At 58.5% G+C, this 25,213-nt stretch carries 20 protein-coding genes; 12 read left to right on the top strand and 8 right to left on the bottom strand.

The annotated features are described in order from the left end of the window. The 3 genes from WA354_RS00025 to WA354_RS00035 form a co-directional block, all read right to left on the bottom strand. A partial coding sequence (locus tag WA354_RS00025) for an efflux RND transporter permease subunit (RefSeq protein ID WP_472810954.1) occupies positions 1-2,899 on the bottom strand: 2,899 nt, incomplete at its 3' end. Continuing rightward, positions 2,899-4,218, bottom strand: coding sequence for an efflux RND transporter periplasmic adaptor subunit (locus WA354_RS00030; RefSeq protein WP_472810955.1), 1,320 nt, complete (start codon positions 4,216-4,218; stop codon positions 2,899-2,901). The genes WA354_RS00025 and WA354_RS00030, both read right to left, overlap by 1 nt. A 4-nt stretch (positions 4,219-4,222) precedes the next feature. Continuing rightward, positions 4,223-5,659 (bottom strand): TolC family protein, encoded by a 1,437-nt coding sequence (locus WA354_RS00035; protein ID WP_472810956.1) that lies wholly within the window; start codon positions 5,657-5,659, stop codon positions 4,223-4,225. A gap of 103 nt (positions 5,660-5,762) precedes the next feature. Between WA354_RS00035 and WA354_RS00040 the strand changes: the two genes are divergently transcribed. The 5 genes from WA354_RS00040 to WA354_RS00060 all read left to right on the top strand — a co-directional run bounded on the left by WA354_RS00040 (position 5,763) and on the right by WA354_RS00060 (position 10,120). Then, positions 5,763-6,749 (top strand): aldo/keto reductase, encoded by a 987-nt coding sequence (locus WA354_RS00040; protein WP_472810957.1) that lies wholly within the window; start codon positions 5,763-5,765, stop codon positions 6,747-6,749. Positions 6,750-6,829: 80 nt separating this feature from the next. After that, complete coding sequence (locus tag WA354_RS00045; RefSeq protein ID WP_472810958.1) at positions 6,830-7,423, top strand: Jag family protein; 594 nt, start codon at positions 6,830-6,832, stop codon at positions 7,421-7,423. Positions 7,424-7,489: 66 nt separating this feature from the next. After that, positions 7,490-8,584, top strand: coding sequence for a nucleoside hydrolase (locus WA354_RS00050; protein ID WP_472810959.1), 1,095 nt, complete (start codon positions 7,490-7,492; stop codon positions 8,582-8,584). A 167-nt stretch (positions 8,585-8,751) separates the two neighbouring features. After that, complete coding sequence (locus tag WA354_RS00055; protein ID WP_472810960.1) at positions 8,752-9,654, top strand: hypothetical protein; 903 nt, start codon at positions 8,752-8,754, stop codon at positions 9,652-9,654. A gap of 64 nt (positions 9,655-9,718) precedes the next feature. Next, complete coding sequence (locus tag WA354_RS00060) at positions 9,719-10,120, top strand: VOC family protein (protein ID WP_472810961.1); 402 nt, start codon at positions 9,719-9,721, stop codon at positions 10,118-10,120. A 311-nt stretch (positions 10,121-10,431) separates the two neighbouring features. On the opposite strand, the gene WA354_RS00065 is transcribed toward WA354_RS00060, so the two are convergent. Both WA354_RS00065 and dnaA read right to left on the bottom strand, forming a co-directional pair. Then, a complete protein-coding gene (locus WA354_RS00065) occupies positions 10,432-11,682 on the bottom strand; it encodes an acyltransferase family protein (protein WP_472810962.1) in 1,251 nt (416 codons plus the stop codon). Positions 11,683-12,132: 450 nt separating this feature from the next. Beyond that, positions 12,133-13,530 (bottom strand): chromosomal replication initiator protein DnaA, encoded by a 1,398-nt coding sequence (gene dnaA, locus WA354_RS00070; protein WP_472810963.1) that lies wholly within the window; start codon positions 13,528-13,530, stop codon positions 12,133-12,135. Positions 13,531-14,114: 584 nt separating this feature from the next. Here dnaA and rpmH point away from each other — a divergent pair. The 4 genes from rpmH to yidC all read left to right on the top strand — a co-directional run bounded on the left by rpmH (position 14,115) and on the right by yidC (position 17,100). Further along, positions 14,115-14,270, top strand: a complete 156-nt coding sequence (rpmH, locus tag WA354_RS00075; RefSeq protein WP_348262436.1) for a 50S ribosomal protein L34 — start codon at positions 14,115-14,117, stop codon at positions 14,268-14,270. Between the two features lie 182 nt (positions 14,271-14,452). Continuing rightward, positions 14,453-14,911 (top strand): ribonuclease P protein component, encoded by a 459-nt coding sequence (gene rnpA / locus WA354_RS00080; RefSeq protein WP_472810964.1) that lies wholly within the window; start codon positions 14,453-14,455, stop codon positions 14,909-14,911. Further along, positions 14,908-15,171 carry a membrane protein insertion efficiency factor YidD gene (gene yidD, locus WA354_RS00085; RefSeq protein ID WP_472810965.1) on the top strand — a complete coding sequence of 88 codons (264 nt, stop codon included), beginning with the start codon at positions 14,908-14,910 and terminating at the stop codon, positions 15,169-15,171. Before rnpA ends, yidD begins: the two co-directional genes overlap by 4 nt. Before the next feature lie 51 nt (positions 15,172-15,222). Then, complete coding sequence (yidC, locus tag WA354_RS00090) at positions 15,223-17,100, top strand: membrane protein insertase YidC (RefSeq protein ID WP_472810966.1); 1,878 nt, start codon at positions 15,223-15,225, stop codon at positions 17,098-17,100. Positions 17,101-17,181: 81 nt separating this feature from the next. Here yidC and WA354_RS00095 read toward each other — a convergent pair whose 3' ends face one another. Continuing rightward, positions 17,182-18,105, bottom strand: coding sequence for a TIGR01777 family oxidoreductase (locus WA354_RS00095; protein ID WP_472810967.1), 924 nt, complete (start codon positions 18,103-18,105; stop codon positions 17,182-17,184). A gap of 129 nt (positions 18,106-18,234) precedes the next feature. Between WA354_RS00095 and WA354_RS00100 the strand changes: the two genes are divergently transcribed. Both WA354_RS00100 and WA354_RS00105 read left to right on the top strand, forming a co-directional pair. Continuing rightward, positions 18,235-18,978, top strand: coding sequence for a helix-turn-helix domain-containing protein (locus WA354_RS00100; RefSeq protein WP_472810968.1), 744 nt, complete (start codon positions 18,235-18,237; stop codon positions 18,976-18,978). A 260-nt stretch (positions 18,979-19,238) separates the two neighbouring features. After that, a complete protein-coding gene (locus WA354_RS00105; protein ID WP_472810969.1) occupies positions 19,239-22,712 on the top strand; it encodes a carboxypeptidase-like regulatory domain-containing protein in 3,474 nt (1,157 codons plus the stop codon). Positions 22,713-22,808: 96 nt separating this feature from the next. On the opposite strand, the gene WA354_RS00110 is transcribed toward WA354_RS00105, so the two are convergent. Further along, on the bottom strand, positions 22,809-23,537 hold the full coding sequence (locus WA354_RS00110) for a hypothetical protein (protein ID WP_472810970.1): 729 nt from the start codon (positions 23,535-23,537) through the stop codon (positions 22,809-22,811). Between the two features lie 282 nt (positions 23,538-23,819). On the opposite strand from WA354_RS00110, the gene WA354_RS00115 reads away from it, so the two are divergent. Next, positions 23,820-24,593, top strand: coding sequence for a hypothetical protein (locus tag WA354_RS00115; protein ID WP_472810971.1), 774 nt, complete (start codon positions 23,820-23,822; stop codon positions 24,591-24,593). A gap of 7 nt (positions 24,594-24,600) precedes the next feature. Here WA354_RS00115 and WA354_RS00120 read toward each other — a convergent pair. Beyond that, a partial coding sequence (locus WA354_RS00120) for a 5' nucleotidase, NT5C type (RefSeq protein WP_472810972.1) occupies positions 24,601-25,213 on the bottom strand: 613 nt, incomplete at its 5' end.

The following is a 25,213-nucleotide window of genomic DNA, read 5'->3' on the forward strand; positions in this document are numbered from 1 at the left end:
GGCGCTGGGCTGCGTGCATCATGGCTTCAGCTGCGGAGACTCCTTCAGAGCGGAATTTTTCGTCCGCATCGAGCAGCAGGATGCCATTTTTCGCGACGATGCCGATCACCATGATGAGGCCCATGAACGACGCGACATTGAACGTGGTGCGTGTGATGAGCAGGGCGAGGATGACGCCGGAGATCGACAGAACAGAGGATGTGAGAATAGCGATCGGCGCCGGAAAGTTGCGGAACTCGGCAAGCAGGACGCCGAAGACCAGCGCGAGCGCCAGCAGGAGAACCTTCAGCAGGTCGTGGAATGATTTCTGCTGCTCTTCGTAGGTGCCGCCGTAGGTGACGCGCACCGACGCAGGCAGGTGCATACCTTGGACAGTCTGCTGGACCTTGGCCATCGCGGTGCCGAGGTCAGAACCTTCAAGACGGCCGGTGACGACAACCATGCGCTGCAGATTTTCGCGTCGAATCTCGTTCTGCGGCGGAAGCTGTGTGATTGTGGCGAGCGAGCCGAGCGTTGCGGTGTGTCCTGCGGAACTGTTGAAGACCGTATTCTGGATCGCGTCGAGCGATTTGCGATGCTCTTCGCTTAGACGCACACGGATGGTGTAGGGACGGCCATTGGCAATCAATGGATCGTTCGCGGGCAGACCATCAAGGATCGACGTCGCATCTTCGGCAACTTCGGTCGGCGTAAATCCGAGCCGAGCCGCAACGGTCGGGCTGACTTGGAAGTTCGTTGCGGGTCCGCTGATGGTGTTATCGATTCCATTCTCTACATCGACCACGCCGGGAATCTTGCCGATGGCATCGCCGACTCGTGGACCGAGTTGGGTCAACAGGGCCTCATCGTCGGAAAAGATCTTGATCTGGATTGGCTCTGGTGCGTTCGACAGATCACCGATCATATCCTGCAGCACCTGGATGAATTCGACATCGAGCGCGGGCTCGGTCGCCTTGATCTGCGAACGAACGTCTTCCATGACTTCGTCGATGCTGCGGCCGCGCTTTGATTTGAGCTTGACAGTGAAGTCGCCGGTATTGGCTTCGGTTACAGCGGCGAGGCCCATCTGAAGGCCCGTGCGGCGCGATGTGCTTTCGACTTCAGGGGTCGCGCGCAAGATTCGCTCGACGTGCTGGAGAACGCGGTTTGTTTCGGTGAGGGAACTGCCGGCGGGCATGATGTAGTCGAGGATAAATCCGCCTTCGTCCATCTCCGGCAGCAGGTCGGAGCCGAGCGCTTTGTATCCAAAATACGTTGCCATCACAAGCATGAGACATGCGAGGCCGAGCAATAGCGGCTTTGCCAACGCCCAGTCGAGCACGCGGTGATGCACCCTGAGCACGCGGCTCATGAAACGGCCGGTAGTGTGTTCCTTGTTTTCGGGTCGCGCTTCGTGGCTGCGCAACAGCACGAGGCTCAAGCCGGGCGTCCACGTGAGCGCCAGCATCAGCGATGTCAGTAACGATGCGGCCATGGTGATGGCCAGTGCGCGGAAGAATGAGCCTGTCACACCCGTGACGGAGATGAGCGGCAGGAATACGACGACTGGCGTGATGGTCGAACCAATCAGCGGGACGGTGATTTCGCTGAGCGCCTTGCGGACCGCACTGGCGCGGGGTTCACCATTGTCGCGATGCATGACGATGTTTTCGACGACCACGATGGCGTCATCGATCACCAGGCCGATTGCTGCGGCCAGACCGCCGAGTGTCATCAGGTTGAAGCTCTGGCCGATCGCCCAGAGCACGAGGATCGTGACGGCGACGGTGACCGGAATGACGAGGCCGGCGATCAGCGACGATGTCCAGTCGCGCAAGAAGAGGAACAGGATGATGCAGGCGAGGATGAGCCCGATGAAGATGGCGTCGCGCACACTGGAGATGCTGTCGCGTACAAGCTGCGACTGATCGTAGAAGGGCTCGAGCCTCACGCCTGGAGGCAGTTTCTGGCGAAGTTGCGTAATCTCTGCGGAGACTGCATCGGCGACCGCAACGGTGTTGGAAGAAGGTTGGCGCGCGATATTGAGCAGCACGGCATTTTTGCCGTTGGCCATAACTGTGGTGTAGATGGGCTGCGTTGCGGACTGCACAGTAGCCACGTCGGCTACGCGGACAGGTGCGCCGGTTGCAGTGGTCTTCACCACGAGCTGGCGCAGCCCTTCGGCGTCGTGCACCTGTGCGCCTACAAGGCCGAGAATGAGTTGGTGATTCGCTTCATAGAGACCTGGTGAGTCGACAATATTTGAAGCCTGAATCGCATTGACGAGATCGGTGACTGTTACTCCGTTGGCTGCCAGCAGGGCGAGATTGGGCGTTACGCCGAACTCCGGCACCTGTCCGCCTTGCACCGTCACGGTACTGACGCCGAGTACCCGGTTCAGCGGTGGCTTCAGGTCGTAGGTGGCAAGTTCCCACAATTGCGTTTGGGAAACGGTGTCGGATGTGAGGCTGTAGCCGAGGATCGGGAACGTGGCGAACGTGAGTCGATTCGAAGTGATCCGCGCGGTAGACGGCAGCGTCTGCTCAACTTTGCTGAGAGCAGCGTCCGTGAGTTGGAGCGCCTGGTACATATCGGCGCTCCAGTCAAAGAAGAGACTGACCTCTGCCGATCCGCGGCTGGTGGTGGAGCGCACGGTGACGAGGCCGGGAACGGAGTTGACCGCGTCTTCAATCGGCCGCGTAATGGTGACTTCCATCTGCTCGACCGGCATCACGCCGTTGTCAATGCCGATAACTACGCGCGGGAAATTTGTATCGGGGAAGACCGAGATGGGCACTTGAAACGAGGCATAGATGCCGGCGATGGTGAGTACGGCGGCGAAGAAGAAGATCGGCCGCGTGAAGTGAGACAGCCAGAACGATTCTTCGTGCGCGACCGGCGCTGGAGTGGCGATCGACATCAGTCCTTGTCGCCTCCCTTGCCGGCAGCGGGCTTGGCGTCGTCATCGTCGGCTTTGCCGACTTTCACCTTGGCGCCTTCGTCGAGTCCATAGGAGCCGCTGGTGATAACCATGTCTGCCGTCGTGAGGCCCTTGGTGATCTCGACGTCGTCGCCATCTTGAATTCCAAGTTCCACGGGTTTCTTGTGAGCCGCGCCGTCTGTGCCGACCACCATCACGGATTTGGATCCGTCCTGCGCGGTGAGGATCGAAGAGACGGGCACCTTCAGAGCGTTCTCGACCGTGTGGCCAGTGATGGAGACTTTGACTGGCGTTCCGACTTTAAGCAAAGCCTTTTTGTTGTCGATCTTCAGCCAGATTTCGAGCGTGGTGCTGCCGGGGTCGAGTGCTGGGCTGATTAGCGTGACCTTCGCATCCACTGGATCCTTGACTCCGGGGACAATCAGGGTTGCATCGTCGCCGATCTTCATCTGTTGCGCGAGACTTTGCGCGATGTGCGCCTTGGCCAGCAGCGATGAAGTGTCCATCACTGTGATCAGCGGTGCGCCGCCGGCTGGAGTCTCGCCGGCGTAGAGCGGGCGATCGGTGACAACGCCGTCGATCGGACTGCGAATCTCAGAAAAGTTGACCAGAGCGGCGGCGCCATCGTATTTTCCTTCAGCCGATGTGAGCTGGCCCTTTGCCGATTTGAGCGCAGCTTCGCGGCTGACGTTGTGCATGGATTCGAGATGCTTCGCAGCGGAGTCGTAGGCGGCCTGCGCCTGCACCAGCGCGGCCTGCGCAGTGTCGAGGTCGCGGCCGGGGATGGCCCCCTCTGCGAAGAGTTGCTTGCGGCTGTTCACGATGCTGGTGTTGAGGTCGAGATTGGCTTTGGCCTGTGCGTAATCCAGTTCGGCCTTCTGCGCATCTTCAGGAACCTGCGCCCTGGTTGCCGTGGCGAAAGCTGCCTGGGCGGCTTCATACGAACCCTTGTTATCCTGCGCCGCTCCGACGAGATCGGCGTTCTCGAGAACCGCGAGAAGCTCTCCCTCCTTTACCTTCGCTCCACGCTGAACGTAAAACTTTTTCACTGGCGCGTTAATCTTGGGCACGATGGCGGCCTGAGCGAGCGGCGCAAGGATAGCGTCGGCGGTGATGTGGTCGGAGATTGCGCCCTGTTCGGGATGCTCTGCCTGCACTGTGATTTCCGGCGCGGGCGTTTCTTCTTTCTTGCATCCCGCGAAAACAAGCATGGGGAGCAAGGCGGCAACGAGCATACGCCCGATGCTCTTTCTATTGCGGATTGGATGGTCGAGTGCAGCCAAAGCAGATTCGTTCATCGGTTCACATTTTCCCGGTCAGTGTTTGCAGTTGCGCGAGAGCCGATTCGTAGCGGACGCGCCCGTCTTCGCGGGCAAGCTGCGCTGTGATGAAGGCCGATTGCGCGTCAACCACTTCGAGCACGGTGCCTTCGCCGCCGATGTAACGCAGCCGGGTGAGGCGCAGGCTTTCGGCGGCGGTGGCCACACTGGCGTCCAGTGAGGCGAGCTGATCGCGAGCGGCCTGGGCTTCGGCGTACGACTCGTCGAGTTGCGCGATAAGGTGGCGCTGAGTCGCAGTGAGGGCTACTTTGGCCGCGTCGTGCTTGATTTCGCTCTGCTTGACTTTATGCTCGGTGGCCAGCCAATCCCAAACTGGGATATTTACAGTTACGGTGGCGGAGTAGCCCAGGTTACGGGCCCGAATTCCACTTGCGGTCATGGGGCCATTGGCTGCAAATTCGTTGGCGTCGATGCCATATGTGTAGTTCAGCCCAAGGGTGGGAAGATAAGCACCGCGGGCTGCGAGCACGTCGGCTTTGCTGACCTCAAGCGTGGCCAGCGCACTTTTCAGCTCAGAGTTATTCTTTGCGGCAAGCTGGTTCACTTCGTCGCGGGAGGCGAGCGCAGCGGGCGTTTCCGGTACCTGGATGGTGTACGGGGTGCGCGGATCGGGGAACAGCAGGACGCCAAGTTCAAGTCGCGCCTTGTCTGCATTCAGTTTCGCGTCGGAGAACTCGCGTTCGCGCTGCTGTTGTTCCAACTGAGCTTTTACAGTGTCGGCGTGCGCGGCTTCGCGGGCTTGTTCGCGCTGGCTGGTTAACTTTGCGAAGTCGTCAGCCTCCGCCTTGGCACGCTGCGCGATGGCGAGCTTTTGATCGGCGGCAGAGAGGCCGTAGTACAAACCGGTGACCGTAGCCACAAGCCCGCGGCGAGCGATCTCGAGTTCTGCAGCGGCGACAGCGGAAGCGGCATCAGCTCGGCGCAAAGCCGAAAAAGCCCCCAGGCTCAGGTTTTCCTCCACAATGCCTTGAGAAATGTACTCCCGGGGTCTTGAGTCATTGGCGACGAATTTGGGATTAGGCGTAGTCACACCTTCTCCGCCCTCGGCATAAAGTCCATTGGGTTGCGTGTAGATGCCCTGGCCGTAATAGCGCGCACTGGGCAGCAATCCGGCGCGTGCGATTGATTTGTCGAGTCCCGCGACTTTGCTGTCGGCCAACGCCGTGGCAAAGTTTGGCTCGCTGGATTGTGCGCGTTTCAGGGCTTCGTCGAGTGTGATCAGGACCGGTTGCGCGGCTGAGGTCGATTCCGGCGGCGCGGCCTGAACGGTGGTCTGAGCCGCGGTCTGTGCAATTCCGTTTGCGGCGATCAGGGCGAGTGCGGCGGAGGTTGAGACGCCCAGCAGAGAAGAGAAGAAGATGCGTTTCAAGCTGGAGCCTGGATGGAGGTCGATCGCCACTGGAACACAGGATATAGTCAAAACCTTAATTTCACCTGAGTCTTGGATGAATCTATGGGAGTCGGAAGCCATTCGTGGAGTTGTGCGCTTAAGATGTTTCTGCATGGAAACCACGAAAGTTGCGGGTGCGGAAGTCTCACGGGTCGGCCTGGGAACATGGGCCATCGGCGGTTCAGATTGGGGAGCGGTGGCCGAGGATGCGGCGATTGCAACCTGCTTGAGCGCAATCGAACGCGGCATCAACCTGTTTGATACCGCGCCCATCTATGGCCGCGGCCGCGCTGAGGAGATTGTTGGCAAGGCGATGCGCGCACACGGCAGGCGCAACGCGTTCTATATCGCCACCAAGGCAGGTCTCGAGTGGAATGAGCGCGGCGTATTCGCAAATTCGACCTCGCCGCGGTTGCGGCGGGAGCTTGAGGACAGCCTGCGCAGGCTCGGTACGGACTACATCGACCTGTACCAGATTCACTGGCCGGATACGCTGGTGCCGATCGCAGATGTGGCGGGTGTGCTGGCGGAGTTCGTGCGAGCCGGCAAAGTGAAGGCGCTCGGCGTCAGCAACTTCAGCGCCGCGCAGATGGAAGAATTTCGGAGCATCGCTCCACTGGCCTCAGATCAGCCGCCTTACAACATCTTCGAGCGTGATATCGACCGTGAGACGCTGCCCTGGTGCGCGGCGAACGGCGTGTCCGTGTTGACCTACAGTTCACTGTGCCGGAGCCTCCTTGGCGGTCGCCTTCAACGGGGGATGAGATTTGAGCCAGGCGATATTCGTGCCGTCGATCCGAAGTTCGAGGAGCCGCGGTTCAGTCAATATATAACGGCGGTGGAGCATCTTGCTGCCTTGGCAAGGGATCGCTTTGGAAAATCCGTGGCGCAATTGGCGGTGCGATGGGTGCTGGACCGGACGGGGGTCTCCGTAGCGCTATGGGGAGCCAAGCGGCCCGATCAGCTAGACGCGGTTGCCGGAGCAATGGGCTGGAAGCTCGATGCTGGGACGATGGCGGAGATTGATCGGATTGTGGCGGAATCGGTTACGGATCCGGTGGGACCTGAGTATCTGACTCCGATGGTGCGCGAGGGATGAGACTCGTAATCTCGCTGAATGGCTTTATCAGCCGATTTCCCGACGCGCCAACCCACCCTACTCTGCGATACTAGTCCGTTATGCCAATCGAAGACCTGCAGCAGGCTGCGCAAAAAATCGCTGGATTTCTTTCTTCCCTCAACAAGCTGGGTGGCATGCGTCTGAAATACCGCATTACCGCTGGCGATGGCGCACGCGATCCCCAGGGACTTGAGGCGCGGGAGATCTACGTGGAACTCGGCGGTCCCGATGTTCCGCTTCTGACCCAGCACAATGGGGAGTTGTTACGGGCCCTGGAGACCATTGCGTCGCAAATGCTTCGCCTGGAGCAGCGTGAGCACGACCTGGTCAGTTTCGATGCAGGCAACTTCAAGGCGCTGCGTGCGCAGGAACTGCGCATGTCGGCCGAGGTGGCTGCGGAGAAGGTGCGCAAGTCCGGCGTGCCGTTCGCGTTTCCACCGCAGAATAGCCGCGAGCGCCGTTTGCTGCACATGGCGTTTCGCGACCTGCCGGGCGTAGAGACGGCCAGCTCGGGCGAGGGCCAGGATCGCTTTCTCGTGGTCTTTCCCGAAGGCAAAACGAACCTGCCGGTGACGCCGCCCGTGAAGCCACGGGGATTTGGCTCTGATCGGGGATCAGGACGCGAGCGGGGATATGGACGCGATCGGCGATGAATGTCAACGAAGACGTTGGCTGGCCGTTCTAAAGACCGCGACTCGGCTATGCCAATATACCGAACAATGAAGACTCCAATTTCTCTGCTGATGGTGTTTGCCGCACTCGTGTGTTCGGCGCAAAAGCGAATGGTGCTCATCGACCAGGATGGCTCCGGCCCGGGCGGCTCAAACCAGATGGCGATGCTGGTCTTGTTGCAGGCGCCACAGGTCGAAGTGCTCGGAATCACCATGGTGACGGGCAACGCCTGGCGCGATGAAGAGACGCTGCACACCTTGCGCATGCTTGAGTTGACCGGCCACAGCAACGTTCCTGTCGCGAAAGGCGCAGTGTTTCCGCTGGTGCGGACCGAGCGCGATACCCAGCTCTCCGCGGCGATCGACGGAAAGGTGACATGGCTGGGCGCGTGGGGGCAGGGGCCGATGACGTTGATCGAGGCAAATGGCGGCGTCACTCCGTTCACGCCTGACAAACTCGACACGCATGGGCCCTATGCGATTCCGCCGCTGCCCGAGGGCAAGCCTGCGTTGAAAGCCATCGACGAGGATGCTGCGCACTTCCTCATTCGCCAGGTGCGCGCGCATCCGCACGAGGTGACGATTTATGCGGCTGGGCCACTGACCAACATTGCACTGGCCGTTTCGATCGATCCCGAATTTGCGGAGCTGACGCAGGGCATCGTGATCATGGGCGGAAGCTTGAATCCGCAGACCGACGATCCGGAATTCGCAACCAACCCGCGCCATGAATTCAATTTCTGGTTTGATCCTGAGGCCGCGCATATTGTTCTGCGCGCGGCGTGGCCACGGATTGATGTGACCACGGTCGATGTTTCGATCAGGGCGCCATTCACGCAAAAAATGCTGGACGAGATTTCGAAATCGCAGTCGCCGACCGCAAAGTACATTGCAGCGTGGAGCCAGAACCGCTATTACCTGTGGGATGAGCTTGCGGCCTGCGCGTGGCTCGATCCGACGCTCATTACCCTGGAGAAGGTTGAGTATATGGACGTCGACCTGAGTCACGGCCCGAGCTACGGCGACACGCTCACATGGACGGAACAGCTAAAACCAGAGACCGGCGTGCGACTGGTTCACGCGCAGCTTGATCTGGATCTGCCGCGCTTCCAGAGAATGTTCGTCGACCTGATGTCGCGATAAGGATAGAGCTGCGCAACTTCCTGAGATGCAAGGGGTCTCTTCGGTACTCTTGCGGAATTGAGCTCACCCGCATCTAATTGAGCCACAAGCTATCTAGATTATTGATTGAAACACTTTCCCTGATTGCCTTGTGTTGCAGCCAAATCCCATTTGGAAAGAGGACCACCATGTTTTCTTCAAACCTTTTGTCGCGCCTCGGGCGCACGCCTCTGCTGGCGTTAGGGTTGACCATTGCTCTCGCAGGATGCGAATCGAAACAGGACAAGGCAATCGACCAGGCGAAAAAGCAGGCCGTGGCGACGGGTCAGCCGCAACAGGTCGTGACCGTTGATAAGACTGGAACCACCACGACAACGGTGGTGCAGCCGCCGGCAAAGGGCCAGACGACGGAAGCAATGACGACTACCACCACGCCTGCGACGCCCGGCGCGCCCGTGCCACCGCCGCAGGATCCGAAGGTGTATCCGGTGGGTGGCGACCCGAATCAGGACCAGGCGAGCGAATCTGCAGGGCAGGATGGCAGCAGGCCATCGCCTGCGGGACCTATCGCGCCCGTCCATGTGACTATCCAGGCCGGAACCAGCCTGGCCATTCGTGTTGACCAGCGCATCAGCGTGAAGACCAGCCACGCTGGCGACGCATTCACCGGCGAAGTGGTGGAACCGGTAATTGACCCGAACGGAAACGCCGTTGTGCCGAAGGGCACTCAGGTGGCGGGCGTGGTCGATGAGGTACACAGGCGTGGCCACTTCAAGGGCGCGTCGGTGCTGGAACTGCGTCTGACCTCGATGACGCTCAACGGAACGCAGTATCACCTCAGGACTGCCGATCTAACCCAGCGCAAGAAAGGCAAGGGCAAACGCTCTGCGGCCATGATTGGCGGCGGAGCCGGCTTGGGCATGCTGATCGGCGGCATCGCCTCCGGCGGCACGGGATTGCTGATTGGCGGCCTTGCCGGCGGTGGTGCAGGTACGGCCGCTGCTGGACTGACCGGCAATCGCGACCTCGACATCCCGGCGGAGACCGTGGTGCACTTCAAGCTGGCGCAAGACCTCGTCGTGCAGGGCTAAAGGCGGGTTCAGAATCCTCTTGCCAGCCGCGCGACCTCGCGGAACAATGCGGCAGAGGCGAAATATGTCAGGCGAATCCATTCTGGGTGCGAGCGAACTGGTCGCATTCGCACCCACCACCGATCCGGCAAAAGCGCGCGTGTTCTACGAAGGCGCACTCGGGCTGCGGCTGGTTGCCGATGAGAAGCCGTTCGCGCTGGTGTTCGACGCCAACGGAACCATGCTGCGCGTGACGACTGTACACGAACTGAAGCCCGATCCGTTCACGGTGCTCGGGTGGCACGTCGCAAATATTGAAGAGACCGTTGACCGTCTGGCTGCAGCCGGAGTCGAGTTCAATCGCTACAAAGGCGTGAATGACGCCGACCCACGGGGTATCTGGAACTCGCCCAGCGGCGCACGTGTGGCGTGGTTCAAGGACCCGGATGGGAATGTCCTGAGCGTGACGGAATTCAAAACGGCGTAGGTTTGAAGTTTTGCACTGTCTCAGAATCGTGGCATGAAGCATCCGGCGAAGTTACTAAAGGCCAACGAAGAAAAAGAGTAAGTAACACCGGGGGGTGGGGCGACTCAATTCGCCCGGAAAGATGCAGCCATTCCGCGCGAAGCGCAGGCATCATTCGAGTGTATTTCCACTCCATTTTCATTGTGCGCCAAGGCAGGGAAATTACCTGCAAAACGGAGCGAAGGAAAATTCGCTTCGCATTCAGCGACTTAGCGTGATTTGGCGGCGCGACCGCTTGACATGCGCGCGGAGCGGAGCTTGCGCATTGGCGGTCACTCACTCAGAACGGCGAGCGGGCGGTTCGTTGTTCGGATTTCCTTGGCGCGTGCGTAAAGGAATTTTCCGAGGGAGATGCTTGGAAGCTCGCAAAACTGGTAGGAAAGCCGCGCCATCGGGACGGCTACGAATAGCCAAAGCATGATGCAAAACGCAAACATGACAAGAGGATGAATATGAACGCCGGGCGCAATTCTTGAAAGCAGACGAGGAATCCAGTCAACGAACGGCTTGTGCCATAAATAAAGGCTATAGCTATAAAGGCCAGCCTTTTGCAAATGTGTTTCCAAGGCGACGGGGACGGGGAAGTGTTCCTCACCTTTGTAAAGAAATGCAGCTACAACTGCAGCGGTAAGCAAGGCAAAGAGGAGGAATGACATGGTGTATAGCGGCCTAACAAATGCAGCGGCAATGGCGGCCGTTCCGATTACGTATAGAGAGTACTTAGGAATCGGGCGGATAGTGCCTCGCATATGACGTTCAGCGACGTACGCCCCGAGTGACCAACTAAACCAAAAGATCAACGGTGAAAAGCTCACGTAGTGAGGAAGTCCTCTGACACTCCACAGAAGACGCAATGTGACCTCAATGGCAGCGAGGCCTATGAGTGATCGTCCCCAACCAAGGCGTCTCGCAAGCCGAATTAGAAGTGGATATAGAGCATAAAGCTGCATCTCCAGAGCGATAGTCCAGTAGGATGCATTGATGCCAAAGGTTGACTGTTCGCCAAAGTTATGGACGAGGAACAAGTGAGTGACAAACTGGTTCGCGTTCGACAACGAAATGGAATGCAGGCGGGTCGCGGGGAAGGCGAAAGTGAAAAATACGAGGGTGACTAGATAAAGCGTATAAATTCTAAAAAACCGCCGCCAAAAAAACAGCGGCCATTGCGGGAATCTTGAAAAACTGAGATGGATACAAAATCCACTGACAACAAAAAATATTGCCACTCCTGCCCATCCAAGGGTCACCGGAAGCAGCAGCAGGAACGAACGAGAGACATTGAAATCAGCAAACCAATGATGCCACGATAACTGATCACGACCGAATGCCATACCAAGGGAGTGATAGGCAAACACGAGAAGAATGGCAACTCCTCGAATTGGATCAAGAAAATCAATGCGCCTGTTGATAGGTGCGTCGGACGGCGTGCGAGTGGGGTTCTCTGGCTTGTCACCGGTTGAACTCACGCCCGAATCGAGAGTCACCGAATTAGGCGAAAGCAGACTCCCTGCCACAGGACCCATATAGTTCGCTCCACCATGGATACATAAGCGACTTTTCCGAATCGTCCGCTTGAAAAGCAGAGGGCGGGAAAACGAAAATCCAGGAATTTATGTGTGATGCGAAATTCGGATTACTGCCGGGTTTGCGGGAAGCAACAAGTGGAACGTACATGGAGAATGAGAGACCGCACAATCCCATGAAAGTAACAAATCTGCTGTTACTCTACGCGAAAACATCGATTCGGCGGGACGTCATCTCGGCATGGGCGGTAATCCAACCTCTACCCGGGCGGGTACATTTAGAGCGGCCGCATTTCAGAATCGATGTCAGCTACTATTCAGGTCGATTCGGTCGCTGCGGCGACCTCCGGTCGAAATGACAGTTCGCTGGAGTAGGGATTTTCGCGTCGCATGAATAAGGCCGCGCATCGCGCGGCCTTTTCTGATCACTGACCCCTGATCACTTGGTTTTTACCCGTTCAGCATTTCCTGCAGCTTGTTCAGCGTGCGATGCAGGTCCTTGTCTGTGCGGCGATGCTCGTCGATCTTGCCGATGGAGTGCATTACGGTGGTGTGGTGCTTGTTGCCGAACTGGCGGCCGATTTCAGGCAGGCTGGCTTCGGTCATCTGCTTGGCGAGATACATGGCGATCTGGCGCGGGACCACAACATTGCGCGAGTTGTTCTTCTGCTTCAGGTCGCTCACCTTCATGCCGAACTGCTCGGCCACGGCGCGCTGGATCGACTCGATGGTGATCTTGCGAACCTGCATGTCGATGAACTGCTTGAGGCACTGCTGTGTCGTAACCAGCGTGATCTCGGTGCGATTCAGGTTGCACCAGGCGACAAGCCGCGTCAAAGCTCCTTCAAGCTCGCGCACGTTGGTGCGGACGTTGGAAGCGATGAACAATGCGACGTCGGTGGGAAGCTGAACCTGGTCGTTCTCTGCTTTCTTCTGCAGGATGGCGACCTTGGTCTCGAGATCGGGCGGCTGAATGTCGGCGATCAGGCCCCACTCGAAACGGGAGCGCAGCCGGTCTTCAATCTCGGCCAATTCTTTCGGCGGACGATCCGAAGCGATGACAATCTGTTTCATGCTCTCGTGCAGGGCGTTGAACGTGTGGAAGAATTCTTCCTGCGTCCGCTCTTTCTGCGCGATGAACTGAATGTCGTCGATCAGCAGTACGTCCACGGTGCGGAAGCGATCACGGAAGCTGGTCATGCGATCGTTGCGCAGCGAGGTGATCATTTCATTGGTGAATTTCTCCGCCGAAACATAGCAGATGCTGGCCGATGGCTGGCGCCGCTTTACTTCGTGGCCGATGGCGTGCATCAGGTGGGTCTTGCCCATACCCACGCCGCCGTAGAGGAAGAGCGGGTTGTAGGCGCGCGACGGCCGCTCGGCGACGGCCAACGAAGCCGCGCGAGCAAACTGGTTGCCATTGCCGATGACGAAGGCGTCGAACGTGTAGCGGGGATTCAACTGGGCCGCGGTGGACCAGTCGAAGCGCGTCTGCTCTGGCGATCGCGATGCTGGCGCGGTAGGCGCGTGAGCAGGCAGCGGACCAAAGCCGCCATCCTTGCGCTGCGGCGGCATCGAAGGATCTTCTTCGACGGTGACGAATTGCACGTCGTCGAATTCGAGCGACTGAAGATCAATCGCTTCCTGAATCAGGTCGCCGTACTTGTCACCGATGTGCTGAAACTCTTTGGAAGGGACGCGGACGAATAAGATGCGGCCACTGGCGTGACTGAAGCGCGTGGGCTTGAGCCACGTGTCAAAAGACTGGCGAATGACCTTTTTTTCCAGGGCTGCGAGAATCTGCAGCCAGGGATTAAGAGCCGAAGCCGGCGAAATTGCGAATGCCATCGAGCGAATCCTTACCGGCGCCACCTGTGTACTGCCGTGTGAATTCAAACCGCGCGGTTAAGGCAATGGCTCACGCTGCGAGTGAAGCAAAATGCTCACTCACATTCGCTGACTGAAGACATGCCTGATGGCCGTTGGTCTGCCTCGGAAAAATACTGCGAGGCACGGGTTGAAACTCACTCCGTGGGACGCTCGGAAACTTTCTTGAACGGTCCCGATGGTAGCACATTTGGGGTGTGTTGCAATGCCTCTTTCACATAACTTTCGGGAACAAGTGAAAGGTTGCACCACGTACGGTGAAACACATCACACGCGAACGAATTTTTCATGCATCGATCAGAAATTCCTACTCGGTTATTGCGAACATAGAGTCTCTCGGAAAATTGGATGCAGGGGTTCGCCGTTATGTTCGGTGGCTTACAGCCGTCGCTGGGATAATCGGTTTCGTCGATGTCGGCGCAGGCCCATCGTCATCGGTGGACTCTGCCCCTGTCCACCCCGGCTGGATTTGAAGCCCAACCTTCGATATACTTAATACTTGCCATTAGGCCTAGATTTCAGACAGGAAGCAGGAGCGCACTTTTATGCCCAAGCGCACATTTCAACCCAACCGGCGTCACCGCTCGAAGACGCACGGCTTTCGCTCACGTATGAAGACCAAATCGGGAGCTGCCGTGCTGAGCCGTCGCCGTGCCGCAGGCCGGAAGCGCGTCTCAGTCAGCGCCGGCTTTCGCGACTAAGCAGTTCTCCAATTGGATGTAGGGCGAAGCGGCTTTCTCCTCAAGGAAAAGCTACCTTGTGCCGAATCAAAGATGCCACATAGTATTTGGAGAACCGCTCTAAGTCTTTCCCGCCGTTTTGTTTTCGGCTGGAGCAGGTTCCAGAGCCTATCATCCTCTGGCCGAAATCTTTCCAGTTTGCGATGAGCATTTCCTCCAAGCCTGAGCTGCATACCGTTGCGCTGGGTTCGCGCAAGGTTCCCGCCTCTCTGGCTGGCGCGAGGCTGTGCAAGCACGCGGATTTCCAACGCGCCTATGCGGCAGCAGGACGAAAACGCCGCTCGGCATCGATGAGCTGGTTCCTGGCCGCACAGAGCGAGCCGGCCAACCCGCGAGTGGGACTCACGGTAGGCAAAGTGCTCGGTCCAGCGCACGAACGCAACCGGATCAAGCGGCGGCTGCGCGAGGTGTTGCGGCGGCATGTCGACCAGTTGCCGGCGGGCTGCGACCTGATCCTCCATCCGCACCGGACGGTGCTGACGATCGAATTCACGAAACTTGATGCGGAGATTGTGCGTATTCTCCAGCAGGCAAATGCTGAGCAGGCTCGTGCGAACCCGAGTCAATTTACGCAATCCGGCAAGGCAGAGCCACCTCGATGACACGCATCCTTCTTGCCATGCTCGAGTTCTACCGCCGCTGGCTGTCGCCTGCGGTGCACGCGCTTGGTGGTGGCGGATGCCGTTTTGTGCCTACATGTTCCGAATACGCTTCGATCGCAATTGCAACGCACGGTCCGTTCCGCGGTATGGGACTCGCAATCTGGCGTCTGCTGCGCTGTCATCCGTTCTGCCGCGGGGGACTCGATCCCGTTCCGCCTGTCGCAGTAGCAGGCCATTTGCCGCACGAACCGTTAACATAGAACAAGCGGTGAGCCTACGGCGCGCCACTTCTCAACGACAGGAAGTCACACTTGCCCGAAATTCGTAATCCAAATCTAGAGTCGCAGGGTTCCGGCGGCGGCACCGGCGGCGGAGACTTCCGCAGCCTGATCCTCTTTACCTTTCTGGCCCTTGCGGCCCTGATGGTCTACCAGTATTTCCAGAAGCCGGCAGCGAATGCGCCGGCCAGCCAGGCCCAGCAAGCTCAGCAGGCTCAGCAAGCTCAGCAGCAGGCGCAACAACAAGCGGTCTCAGCGCCCAATCCGGGCGGAGAGAAATCGAGCCGGGCCAGCCTTGCGGGGCCTGTCGCAACGGTAACCGCCAGTGCCGAAACCACCACGACCGTCGAGAACGAAAAATTCCGGATCACCTTTACAAACAAGGGCGCACAGGTCCAGCACTGGATTCTGAAACACTACACCGACTCCAGTGGCAAGCCGCTTGACATGGTGCAGCAGGACGCCGCGAGCCGCTTCGGGCTGCCGCTCTCGCTTTACACCTACGACAACGCTCTGACAACGCAACTCAACACGGCGCTCTATGAGCCGTCGACAACGGGCCAGGTGCTGGCTCCGAATTCGCTCAGCTTTCACTACGCGGCCGGCGGGCTCGATGTCGAGAAGACCTTCACGTTTGATTCGAGCTACGTGATCGGCGCTCGCGTCAGCGTGAAGCGTAACGGCGAGCCGGTCCGCGCCCTGGTAGCGTGGCCTGCGGGCCTCGGCGATATGGAAGAATTTCTCGCCGCCAATGGCAAGCGCACCACTTTCCTGGTTCCAACGCAGTCCCAGCTGGCGTGGTCGATTGACGGCAAGCAGGATACGATGGCTGCCAAGAAGGTGAGTGGCGACGCCACCCTCGATCAGCCGTTTGAATACGCGGGCGTCATGGATCTGTATTTCACCGCGGCACTTCTGCCCCAGGTCCCGTCGCGCGCTACCGTGGTTACCTTTCACCACACCATCGACCTGCCCGGCGACCTGAGCGATCCAAACAGCGCCAAGAAACCGGCCGATGTGATCGGTCTGGCCATGGGCGACCAGAGCGGCGATACCCAGCTGCGGATCTACGCCGGTCCCAAAGAGACCGATATCCTCAATTCGATTCGCGCCATCGGCGCGGATGGAAAACCAACCGGCGAGTCGCTGGCATCGGTGATCCAGTACGGCTGGTGGGGCATCATCGCCAAGCCCCTGTATCTCGCCCTGCGCGCCCTGCACAACATGATGGGTCCCGGGAAAAACAACTGGGGCTGGGCCATCATCATCATCACCGTCATCTTCAACCTTGTCCTGCTGCCCACGCGCATCTGGACGATGAAGTCGTCGCTGAAGATGATGCGCATTCAGCCCCGGCTGGACGCGCTCAAGAAAAAATACGCCAATCTGAAGATCAATGATCCCAAACGCGCGGAGATGCAGACCGAGCAGATGGCGATCATGAAGGAAGAAGGCGTGAATATGTACGGCGGCTGCCTACCCCTGGTGCTGCAGATGCCGCTCTTCTTCGCTTACTATCGCGTACTGCTGAACGCCGTTGAGTTGCGCCAGGCGCACTGGTTCTGGCTTACCGATCTGTCGATGCCCGATCCGCTGCACCTTCTGCCGATTCTCATCATCGGCACCATGTTCCTGGTGCAGTTCATCACGCCCTCACCGGGTATGGATCCGACGCAGCGGCGCATGATGGCCATCATGATGCCGGCGATTATGGGATTTACCCTGTGGCATTTCGCCTCGGGCCTGGCGCTCTATTGGATTACCGGCAATATCATCAACCTGATCATGCAGGTGGCCATCAACCAGTCAAAGATTGGCAAGGAGATGCATGAGATCGCGGCACGCCGCGCCGCGAAGAAGCTTCCCAAAGGTGGCAACGCGAACCAACGAGTGATCCAGGGCCGGCGCTAGCAGCTTCCCTGATTTGAAGTTAGAACCCGGGTACCCATCCGTGCGCGTCTTTTAGCGCATGGGTGGGAGACCACCAAGGCATCAATCCGCCAGCGCAGCTCTCAGCGCCTCCTCAATTCTCGGCAAAGAAAACTGAAATCCTCCTGCCAGCAGTTTCTCCGGCTGCACGCGTGCGCCTGCCAGAAGCGCTTCATCGCCCATCTGTCCGAAGAGGGTGCGCACCGCGAGGCCAGGCACCGCCAAAAACGCGGGCCTGTGCAGTTGCCGTCCCAGTGCACGAGTGAACTCCATATTTGTCACCGGATTCGGCGCGGTGACATTCACCGGGCCGGCCAGCCTTGATTGCTCCAGAGCAAACAAGATCGCCGCGATCGCGTCCGTCAAACTAACCCAGCTCATCCATTGGTGTCCGTTTCCAAGCCGCGCACCCAAACCAATGCGGAACGGCGGCAGCATCTGCTCCAATGCGCCGTGTCCCGGACCCAGCACGACTCCGAATCGCATGTGTACGACGCGAATGCCTGCCTGAACGGCTGGTTCCGCGGCAGCCTCCCACTGCCGGCAGAGATCGGCGAGAAAACCCGAGCCGGGAGGCGAGGATTCCGTCAGCAATTCACTCCCGCGGTCGCCGTAGATCCCAATGGCGGATGCCACCAGAAACGCCTTCGGGGGAGTGCGCAGCGACGCGAGTACGGTTGCCAGCTTGCGCGTGGAATCCAACCGGCTCACAGCTAGTTCGCGCTTGTACGCGTCGGTCCAGCGATGGGCGGCAACGCTGGCGCCGGAGAGGTGGATTGCAGCCGCAGCGCCTTCGAGCGGCGCGGGATTCTCCATGGGCGGGTCGGCGCTCGGATTCCATTGCAGTTGTCGTTCAGCGGTCGGAGCCCATCTTAGTAATTGAAGAGTGGGGATCCTTCGTGCGGCGAGGGCCTGCTGCAGGGCATTGCCGATCATTCCAGATGCGCCGCTCAGAACGATTCCGCCGGAAACGATTGTGGCATCCATGTTTACAGGATCATCGTTCCTTTAGCACACGATGATTTCGACCTGTTTGCCCGGAGGACTTGAGTTTAGTAGCATGGGAATGGGTTTTGATCAGGACAAAACCTTGACCTGCCAACCCTGGAGGGCGGGATGAGTGATGCGGTAGCTCGCAACGAGGAAACACAGAAATCGCAAGTGGACACCGAGACTACGGAAAAGTTCATTGCGGAAAAACACATTGGCGAGCGCATCAAGCGGTTGCGGCTGAAGAAGTCGATGGGTTTGGTGGAGCTGGGCAAACACACCGGTCTGTCGGCAAGCTTTTTGTCGCAGCTTGAAACCGGTCGGGTGGTTCCCACGCTCCGCAACCTGGCCCGCATCGCGATGGTCTTTTCTAAAGATCTGTCTTATTTTTTTGAAGCAGAACCGCAATCGATGTTCCGCGTGCACCGGCGCAAGGAACGGGTGCGCTTGCCACAGACGGGTGTCGAAGAACCTACATACTTCTTTGAGAGCCTCGGCTACATGGTGCCTGACCGGCATATGGATCCGTATTTCGCCGAATTCATTCCGCTGGAGCGAGCCAAAGAGCCGAGAGCACATATGCACCCCGGCTACGAGTTCCTCTACATTCTCGATGGCGAACTAGAACTGCACCACGGAGAGCACCACTGTACGTTGACGCCCGGCGACGCGGTCTACTTTGACTCGAGCACGCCTCACTCCTACATATGTGCGGGCAAGAAGCCTGCCGACGCCCTGATTGTGACGATGCACCAACCCCCGGCTACCCAGCCTGTGACCCTTCTGCGATCCGGAAGTGGCGCAACCCTGGTTCAGCGAGCGGTTGCGGGTCGGGGCGTGCTGGGCCAACGCGAGCCGACAGGAAGCTAGGGACCGGTTTTGCACGGTTCTGGCGCTTTATTCACAGTAATGCAACACAATCCTGTACTCCGAATTCACACGCGCTCTTTATCCTTTCAATAGCGAATCCCTCCCTCTCCATGGAGATAGATGTCTCCCGGCGTTTGAAACCGGTCGAGACTGACAGGATTTCCTTTACGCAAAACACATTTTTGGGGCGGATGCCGTGTTCCAGCGCACAGATTCTTTCTGCCCCACTCGGCTCTTCTTATCCGTAGGAGAGCCCCTTCATGTTTGTTCAATTGATCCGCAAGAGCTTCAAATCGCTCGCGGTGTGCCTGTTGTGTTTTTGCTTGTTCTCTGTAGTCTCTCGTGGGCAAAGCACCACGGAAGGCGCGATCGCAGGTACGGTTGTCGATTCCACCGGCGCGGTTATTGCCGGAGCCGCAGTAACCCTGCACAACGATGCGACAGGCGCAAACTTCAACCTGCTCGCTGACCCCAACGGATATTTCAAAGCTCCGCTGGTTCCACCCGGCACCTATACCGTGACAATTTCCGCGAAGGGATTTGGCACCTACAACGCGAAGGCAGTGCCGGTCACGGTTGGTTCGCTGACCGAACTGCACCCCGGGTTGACGACTGGGTCCACGACGGAAACCGTGGAAGTTTCCGGAGTCGCCCCGGTCCTTCAATTTGAGTCGCCGGAAGTCTCCTCGACATTAACCACCCAGGAGATCGTGAACCTTCCCCTGAACGGAGGGCGCTGGTCCAATCTTGCGCTGCTCACGCCGGGCGCCGCATCGGATGCAAATGGTTTCGGCCTGATTTCCTTCCGCGGAATCAGCCCCATCCTCAACAACGTCGAGATCGATGGCGCTGACAACAACCAGGCCTTCTTCTCAGAAGAGCGCGGCCGCACCCGCGCAGGCTATTCCACTTCGCAAATCTCCATCGCAGAGTTTCAGGTAAATACGGGCGTATATTCCGCCGAGTACGGCCGGTCTGCGGGTGGTGTTCTTAACGCCGTCACCAAGAGCGGAACGAACCAGCTGCACGGTCAGGCTTATTTCTACGATCGCGACAATGACTGGGGAGCCCTGAATCCATTCACGACGATCACCACCGTCAACCTTCCGGCGGGCGGGGGCACACCTACATTTCCCAACAGCCCCTATGGACCTAAAGACTGGCGCAAGCGCTGGGGCTTTGGCGCGGGCGGAAAGCTGATTGAGAATAAGCTGTTCTGGTTTTACGCGTATGACCAGTTCAAGCGGAACTTCCCCGGCCTCGCAAAACCGGCTACTCCGTCAACGTTCTTTAACCAGTGGGCTGATCTTGCGTTGCCTGGGGGAGCCACCTGCACCAAGGTGTCCACAACCAAGAGCGGCGTGACCACCGTCAACGCGAAGTTATCCGGAACCGGTACGTCCCCGGGTGATCTCGAAGCTTGCACACTGGCATGGCGCGCCTACGGCGGCAACTATGCAGCCGCGGCAGCGCAGTACGACCAGCTTCTGTATGGTTCGCAGGTTTCATCCGTCACAGGTCTCAAGACAGTGGGATTGCTGGATGATCTGGGCCCGGTTCCGCGCACTGGCGACGAAGTGCTGAATACGCCGAAGATCGACTGGCAGATTACGCAGACAGAGCACCTGAGCGGGCTCTACCACCGGTTGCGCTGGGATTCTCCCGGCGGCGTGCAGACGCAGACCTCGAACAACTACGCCGTGGATACCTTCGGCACCGACTACGTGAAGCTGGACTACGGCCTGGTGAAGCTCGACAGCATGTTCACCACAAGTCTTTCGAACGAGCTTCGCGTGCAGTATGGCCACGAACTCGATTGGGAAGGCCAGCAGCCTTACAGCGACTTCACCAAGCAATCGCTGACCAACTCCACCGGCATTCCCGTGCAGCTCGCGATCCAGGGTGGGTCAAGCAACTATGGTTTCACCGCGGGTTCGCCGTACTACTCATTCCGTACTGCATATCCAGACGAGAAGAAGTCGCAGATTGGCGATACCGCGATGTGGACGCATCATGGCCACACGATCAAGTTCGGTCTCGACATCCTTCGCAACGTCGACACCATCAACAACCTCTACGAGAGCAACGGCGTTTACACGTATCAGTACTTCGGCAACTTCTTCTCCGATATCCTGAGCCCGAATGGCGGCTGCGATAACACCCAGGCGGAAACAGGCCTCTCGACAAATGGCGCCTCCTATCCGTGCTACTACGGATTCACGCAGGGCTTCGGCACGCCGAAGTTCACGCTCACTACGGTGGACTACGGCTTCTTCGTACAGGACGACTGGAAGATGACGCCGCGGCTGACGCTGAATCTGGGTCTGCGTTACGACAAAGAGCAGATTCCCGCTCCATTCAGTTCGCTTATCGCAACATCGTTGTTGAACGTTCCAATCAACGGCAAGGGACCATACCCGAATGACGCGGCTCAGATTACCAACCGGCCATCCGACAACAATAACTTTGGACCGCGTGTTGGCTTGTCGTGGGATCCGCGAGGCACTGGCCGGACGGTGGTGCACGCCGGCTATGGTCTTTACTACGGACGCATTCCCAACGGCATCGTCCTTAACGCCTATGAAGCAGCAGGCAGTCCGCTTGGCCAGTACACAGTTCCATCAATTCATGGTGTCTTGCCCAGCAGCACAGTGCCTACGTTCCCGAATATCATTGGCGCAGGCGCGTTCCCGACGCCGAGTTTGGACTTTTTCGCGAAGAACTTCCAGAACCCGCAGGTGAGTGAGTTCGATCTCTCCCTCCAGCAGGAAATGCCCGGCAAAACGATCTTTTCACTCAGCTACATGGGAGCAATGGGCAGGGAACTGCCGAACTTCATCAACATCAACCTCAACCCGGCGACCACCTACCAGACCACTCTGACCGTCGCGCCGAAGACAGCGGGTGGAACTTGCGGCCCGGTGGCGTGCGGAACGGCAGTTACGTCGACCGTCTATTCAGGGAACTACGTCAACTCGCATTACGGTTACGTCACCGAAGTTGTGAGCAACATCAACTCCAGCTACAACGGCTTGATCGCCGAGGTCCAGAACCGCAGCAACAAAAACCTGCAGTTCGATGCGAACTATACCTGGTCGCACGCCCTCGACTTCAACCAGAATCAGAGCACCTCTCCCACTTCCAACAACTGGTACGACCCACTCGGCAATGCAGGGGCAAACTATGGCAACTCGAACTTCAACGTGCCGAACCGCTTCGTAACCTGGGTGATGTGGCAGTATCCCGGAACTTCTCACAACTGGTCACGGTTGCTGACGGATGGCTGGCACGTGAACCCAGTGTTCCAGTGGCAGAATGGGTTGCCCTATTCAGCAGGCGTCAGCGGAACGCAGCCGGCATCTGGTGCCCTCAAGGCGGCTGGCTCAGGCATGACCGGGTCAGGCAGCTCGGGCTATCTGCTCCAAACCGGACGCAACAGCTTCATGCAGCCAAACACCACGGTGCTCGATTGCCGGCTGCAGAAGGATCTTCGTGTCAACGAGAGGTTCAACTTCGAGCTGCTCGGAGAGATGTTCAACGTCCTGAACCACCAGAACGTGACCGGCGTGAATGCGACGGCGTACTCCATCAACTCCACTGCCAGTACTCTTGTGTACCAACCCGCCACGGGCGCTGGCGTAAATGCCTCCGGCTTTGGCACGGCAAACAACGCAGACTCCAACTTTGTGTACAGTCAGCGCCAGATCCAGGTTGGCATCAAGCTGGACTTCTAACAACGTGAGCCGATTCGCATAGCGATCCGGCCAACTCGGCACCATCAAGGCAACGCGGCAGCTTCGGCTGCCGCGTTTGTCGCAGCGTAGTTGACGCTACTGCGTCTTGGCGGGCGGATTTGCTAGAGTGCCAGTAGCCGGCTTGGCCGTGGCGCCCGGCGTGGTAGTAGCCGGAGCCTTGGTGCTCTTGGCCGGAGCCTTCTTCTTCTTTGCCGGCGCGGGGGGCGCAGGGCATTTCGGTTCCGGCTTGGGTACGGCAGCAGCTTTCAGGGATGCAGCCTGTGTCTGCACCGTGGTGTGCAACTCCACCATTTGCTTTTCCTGCACGGTGGCCGTCTGCTGCAGCTGGTTTCCAAATGCGATTCGGGCCTTCTCCAGGTCTGCCATCGCTTGTTGCAACTGGCCCACCTGGTCGCCAGGCGCCGAAACGCGTGCGGCTTCCTCCACGTGAACCAGCACATCGTAGAGCGCGTCGATATTGCGCGAGATCGGAAGCATTTTGCTCAACGTACCGGGGGCGGCGTCCCCTTCCTTGATCAGCTCCGGCAGGGTTCCCGACATATAGCGTTGGATTGCGTCGATGTTGTTTCCTGCTTCATCGCGCACGCTGCCCCTCTTCCACTTGTCCAGCTTGACCGCATCCACGGTTTGCAGCACCTCTTCAAGGGCGGGTTTCAGAATGTCGGACGGCGCGGAAGGAGTGAAAGTGCTGCTCGCCGGACTGGTACCGGACGCTGTTGGTCCGCCACTGGGCGCTGTCTGTGCGGCACAAAGCATCGGCGAAAAGAACATAGTTGCGACGAAGATGGCTCTGGAGATGCCCATGAGGATTTGCCTTCCTGGATGATTGGCGATCTTGCGCAGACCCTGAGAGAGATGGTTCAAAAACATCAGTTTGATAACGACCGGCCCGAAGCCGTTCATTCAGTATCGCTAATACCACTTGCATCAAACAAGGTGGGGCCGGCTCAAGGATGTGCCTTATATGTTTCGATCGTATCCTGCCCGAGGGCAACGAATACACCTGCAAGGCCATCTACAAAGCAAGTGCATTTGCAGCATACACACACTCCGACGTTGGGGGTTCGATGCCGGCGGCACGCTGCCATGCTGGCTTGTGCTGTCAGTCTCATTGGCGCGGCAGAGCCAGTCCCCGTGCATCATCCCGAGGGAACAGTGCACGGCTTCCTCGCGCTGACCACGGAGCAGGGCCAGGTCCTTGCGGGTGGCGACCTCATCGAAGTCGTTCACGGCGACCGCGTAATGTCTCACCTGACCTTTCACTTCAAGGACGGCTCTCTCGACGACGAAACCACCGTATATACACAGCGTGGCGTCTTTCGCCTTATTTCCGACCACCACATTCAGCGCGGACCCTATTTCCCGCACCCACTCGATATGACGATCGACGTAGCAAAGGGAGTCGTGGTGACGCGATCGCCGGGCAAAGACGGCAAGGACGAAGTTGCCACTGACCACATCAAAATGCCCGCCGACCTCTACAACGGCCTGGTCACGCCGGTGATCAAAAACGTTTCTCCTGATGCAGGTGAGACGAAGGTTTCGATGATTGTCGCCACGCCCAAGCCTCGCGTCGTGACGCTCGTCATTATGCCGCAGGCGCCTGAGACTTTTTATCTCGCGGGCCTGCCCCGCAAATCTGCCGTCTACGAAATTAAAATTGACTTGGGCGGAATAGCGGGGGTGATCGCGCCAGTCGTCGGCAAGCAGCCCCCCAACATTTTCATGAGTATCGAAGGTGGGCAGATGCCGGCTTTTCTGCGCGAAACGGGCCCGCTGTTCGAAGGCGGTGCACTTCTCACGATCTCCCTGATCGGGCCTACATGGTCGGCGTCGTCGCACGATCGGCCTTCGAGGTGATCTGCCTCTATGAGGGTTCGGGGATTGCGGCGAAGTGCTCTGCGACCTCAAGCCAGTTGTTGACGCGCACAAATCCGGTGGCCGTCAGGTTGTGCGGCGCCGTGTAAAGCAGTCCTTGCCCCTCAAAGCGCAGCAGGTTCTTCGGCAGATCATCAATCAGGTAATCGGCGCGCAAAATGCTTTTGTCTCCACAGAAGACATAGTGCGTGGGCGGAATGAAAGGGAAGTGCCGCTGCAGCCAGCGGTATTTCGGCCCAAGGGAGTTGGGCACAGCCATCGCCTGCGTAGCGATGAAGATCTCAAATCGCGACGACAGCTTCTTTAAAACTTCCTGCGCGTCAGGCATGAGAGGAAGGTCCTCAAAGAAGTCCTCCGCATCGAGAAATGCGCGCAATTCCTTCTGACGATCCTGCGGTGTGATCTCCCACAGGCCTTTGCCTGCCAGGTCGTCGACGGTAACATCCTCTTCAAAGGCCTGGTTGTAGCGGCGAAGATGCTCGGCCAGGGTATCGGCCATCACCTCGTCCATGTCGACGCAGACACGCTTCAATTCCTGCTCCCAAGCTTGTGATTTCGTCAGTCCCGCTGATCCGTTGATGGCGGTGCGAAGAATCCTGTTG

The organism is Occallatibacter sp. (assembly GCF_049802275.1).
GTDB lineage: Bacteria > Acidobacteriota > Terriglobia > Terriglobales > Acidobacteriaceae > Telmatobacter.

What these genes read in the sequence shown, in the direction of transcription:
- rpmH (WP_348262436.1), top strand. Translation starts at nt 14,115, where the DNA reads ATGCCCAAGCGCACATTTCAACCCAACCGGCGTCACCGCTCGAAGACG.
- dnaA (WP_472810963.1), bottom strand. Translation starts at nt 13,530, where the DNA reads ATGGCATTCGCAATTTCGCCGGCTTCGGCTCTTAATCCCTGGCTGCAG.
- WA354_RS00065 (WP_472810962.1), bottom strand. Translation starts at nt 11,682, where the DNA reads ATGGGTCCTGTGGCAGGGAGTCTGCTTTCGCCTAATTCGGTGACTCTC.
- yidD (WP_472810965.1), top strand. Translation starts at nt 14,908, where the DNA reads ATGACACGCATCCTTCTTGCCATGCTCGAGTTCTACCGCCGCTGGCTG.
- WA354_RS00050 (WP_472810959.1), top strand. Translation starts at nt 7,490, where the DNA reads ATGAAGACTCCAATTTCTCTGCTGATGGTGTTTGCCGCACTCGTGTGT.
- rnpA (WP_472810964.1), top strand. Translation starts at nt 14,453, where the DNA reads ATGAGCATTTCCTCCAAGCCTGAGCTGCATACCGTTGCGCTGGGTTCG.
- WA354_RS00055 (WP_472810960.1), top strand. Translation starts at nt 8,752, where the DNA reads ATGTTTTCTTCAAACCTTTTGTCGCGCCTCGGGCGCACGCCTCTGCTG.
- WA354_RS00045 (WP_472810958.1), top strand. Translation starts at nt 6,830, where the DNA reads ATGCCAATCGAAGACCTGCAGCAGGCTGCGCAAAAAATCGCTGGATTT.
- WA354_RS00040 (WP_472810957.1), top strand. Translation starts at nt 5,763, where the DNA reads ATGGAAACCACGAAAGTTGCGGGTGCGGAAGTCTCACGGGTCGGCCTG.
- WA354_RS00115 (WP_472810971.1), top strand. Translation starts at nt 23,820, where the DNA reads ATGCTGGCTTGTGCTGTCAGTCTCATTGGCGCGGCAGAGCCAGTCCCC.
- WA354_RS00095 (WP_472810967.1), bottom strand. Translation starts at nt 18,105, where the DNA reads ATGGATGCCACAATCGTTTCCGGCGGAATCGTTCTGAGCGGCGCATCT.
- WA354_RS00100 (WP_472810968.1), top strand. Translation starts at nt 18,235, where the DNA reads ATGAGTGATGCGGTAGCTCGCAACGAGGAAACACAGAAATCGCAAGTG.
- WA354_RS00030 (WP_472810955.1), bottom strand. Translation starts at nt 4,218, where the DNA reads ATGAACGAATCTGCTTTGGCTGCACTCGACCATCCAATCCGCAATAGA.
- WA354_RS00110 (WP_472810970.1), bottom strand. Translation starts at nt 23,537, where the DNA reads ATGGGCATCTCCAGAGCCATCTTCGTCGCAACTATGTTCTTTTCGCCG.
- WA354_RS00060 (WP_472810961.1), top strand. Translation starts at nt 9,719, where the DNA reads ATGTCAGGCGAATCCATTCTGGGTGCGAGCGAACTGGTCGCATTCGCA.
- WA354_RS00105 (WP_472810969.1), top strand. Translation starts at nt 19,239, where the DNA reads ATGTTTGTTCAATTGATCCGCAAGAGCTTCAAATCGCTCGCGGTGTGC.